At 41.3% G+C, this 2300-nt stretch carries 2 protein-coding genes and 1 pseudogene; all 3 read right to left on the reverse strand.

Annotated elements, in window-relative coordinates; genetic code table 11:
• Positions 1–312 precede the first annotated feature (312 nt).
• Positions 313–966: a nuclease-related domain-containing protein gene (locus DPO_RS23450; protein WP_006968874.1), complete on the reverse strand. Its 654-nt coding sequence runs from the start codon at positions 964–966 to the stop codon at positions 313–315.
• 28 nt (positions 967–994) lie between these two features.
• On the reverse strand, positions 995–1885 hold the full coding sequence (locus DPO_RS23455) for a phosphorothioated DNA-binding restriction endonuclease (RefSeq protein ID WP_040012326.1): 891 nt from the start codon (positions 1883–1885) through the stop codon (positions 995–997).
• Positions 1886–2051: 166 nt separating this feature from the next.
• Positions 2052–2300 (reverse strand): annotated as a pseudogene (locus DPO_RS24925) (hypothetical protein); the annotation flags it as partial.

A 2300-nucleotide genomic window follows, 5' to 3' on the forward strand; every position in this document is an offset into this window, starting at 1 on the left:
ATTATGAGATGTTTAAAAACACGGGCTGGACCCTGACCCATCTCATCCAGGCGCCCATGTCTTCGGAGCGGTTTAACGCCGGGGTGGTGTCTGCCATGCAGAAAAAAAAGATCCTCGGGGTCACCAGCCGGTATGTGATGGTTTTGAAATAAAATGGTGGGGGGCGGGCGATCATGTCAGCCATGAGAGTGAAAGGTCCATCAAGATGGTGTGGCGGCTGGGGTATCCCTTGCCGGTGGAGATGTTTAAGGCGAATAAGCGGGCTGAGCGATATTAAGATTCTGGGTTCACAAAAAAATATTCGTGACTATTTTAGTTTTGTTTTTCTTTGACGATTTTTTTAACATGCTGCATATGCTCTCGATGGGTTTTCAGCGTTCTTTCAAGCCTCCCGGATTCAATCCTATCGATTGTTTTCCGGACTTCAGTTTCGGACAAGATGGCATTTTTTTTGGATTTGATAAATTTGATATATCCTCTGGGATAGGTGACGTTTGCCGGCATTGTGGTTTTAAATGTGGCATCGCCGACAAATACAATCACAGAAAAAATTTTTCCCGGTGAAATGTTCAATAATTTTTCAAGTGTTTTGATATGTTTGAAATTTTGATGCAAAGGGTTTTGGAATCGGGTTTTGTGTTTGAAAATGCTCTGAGTCCACATTTTTTTGTCTTGACTGCCAAATATCCATCCTTTCATGTTTTTTGTTTCCACAACAAAAATGCCATATTGGGAAACAATAATGTGGTCGATTTGTGTCGTGCCGTCATCTGTGGGGAGGGTAACATTTTTTATCAAGTGGTATTTTTTCTTGTCCAAAAACAAACTTGTGGTGATATTGATGATAACTTCACCAATAAAACCCTTAAACAACGGCGATTTGAGAAATACTAAGAAGATGAGAATAACAAAAACATACCAGTATTCAGCCAGTACAGGTACGAAAAAAGCAGGTGTCAGATTCATTTGAAAATCCTTTTTTGGGTTATGTGTTTTATTCCCGAACTTCGCCTTTGAAAACTTCCCGAACATGCCAGGTCCGAAATGCCATGCTGGGTTGATAAATTGTTCTGTTAGGGGCTGTAAGCCTCTGGCCGTGATAATTCAACAACCATTTGTTGAAGGCATCAGACCCGTTGGCACGATCCGAGACCAAAATTTTCATGTCTTCTGAGAAGGTAAATGCGCCCCGGTCGAATAACTTGTGATGAAGCGTACACAGGGCAAGGCCATTTTTTTCCTCATCAGGGCCACCGGCAGTGTGCCATTTGATATGGGCTGCCTCCAGACAGATGGGTGTATGATCCATGCGGATATCAAATCCACAAATGGCACATCGGTTTTCGTAGGCTCTTAAAACACGATTTCTAAAATCTGGATCACGGCGTTTGATGGTTGTTATTCCTGCCGAAAAATCGATTCCGATTGCCTGCAGGATATCTTCATGAATGGATGGGGGGAAATTGTCTTCCAGCAGTTTTTGAACCACGTTGCTGAAAAGTGAAGGATCGTTTTTTAAAAGTTTGTAAATTTTTTCTGGAAAACCACCATGTGCATTGTGGTGGAGCAACTGAGTTTTTTTTGCATCACCGCTGTTTGTGAGTTGCCATTCAACCGGTTCCGGGGATTTGACTTCCCAGATGCCATCTTTTTGCATCCGCCAGAACGGATATTCCGGCCGGTATGTTTTTTGGGGAGGTCCGAAATCATGCAGTAATTCAACCAGTTTGGAGTTCAATTCAGAAAAAGGCAGAAGCCTTTTATCCTGCTGAATCGCACAACTGAGGGCATATAAAGCCAGAAGGGGTTTGTGAGGCGCTCTTTTACTACCTTGTTTCCAGACGGTCAGGTTTTCAAATTTTGAAAAAATTGATTTGCTGTCCATAGTTTGAAAGCATATCCTCTCAGTATAAATCAGCCCGAATCTTTTCATATAAATCTGAAACAATCAACATTTGATCTCCTTTTTCCTATTTTGAAGACTTTTAAAAAAAGTAATAAGAAAACTATCCTGCCACAGGTGCTCCTGCGGGGGACTCTTTCGAAACGAATCAAACCAAATCATCAAGCATTTGAGACTCTTTTAAGTTGAATGGTGCTTTATACAGCTTGAAAAAACTGGATGATTTTACCCCTTCAAACTGTTCTACTTTTATTTGCCGAACACCGTCCTTGAGAAAAATTTTCTCTGAAATACTCTCTGGATAAGGCTCAGTGTATACGATTCGTTTTATTTGGGATTGATAAATCTTTTTTGCACATAGTTCGCATGGGAATGTCGTTGAATAGATAGTGTCTGA

Origin of the sequence: Desulfotignum phosphitoxidans DSM 13687, assembly GCF_000350545.1 — a bacterium.
In the GTDB taxonomy this organism is placed as follows: Bacteria; Desulfobacterota; Desulfobacteria; order Desulfobacterales; family Desulfobacteraceae; genus Desulfotignum; species Desulfotignum phosphitoxidans.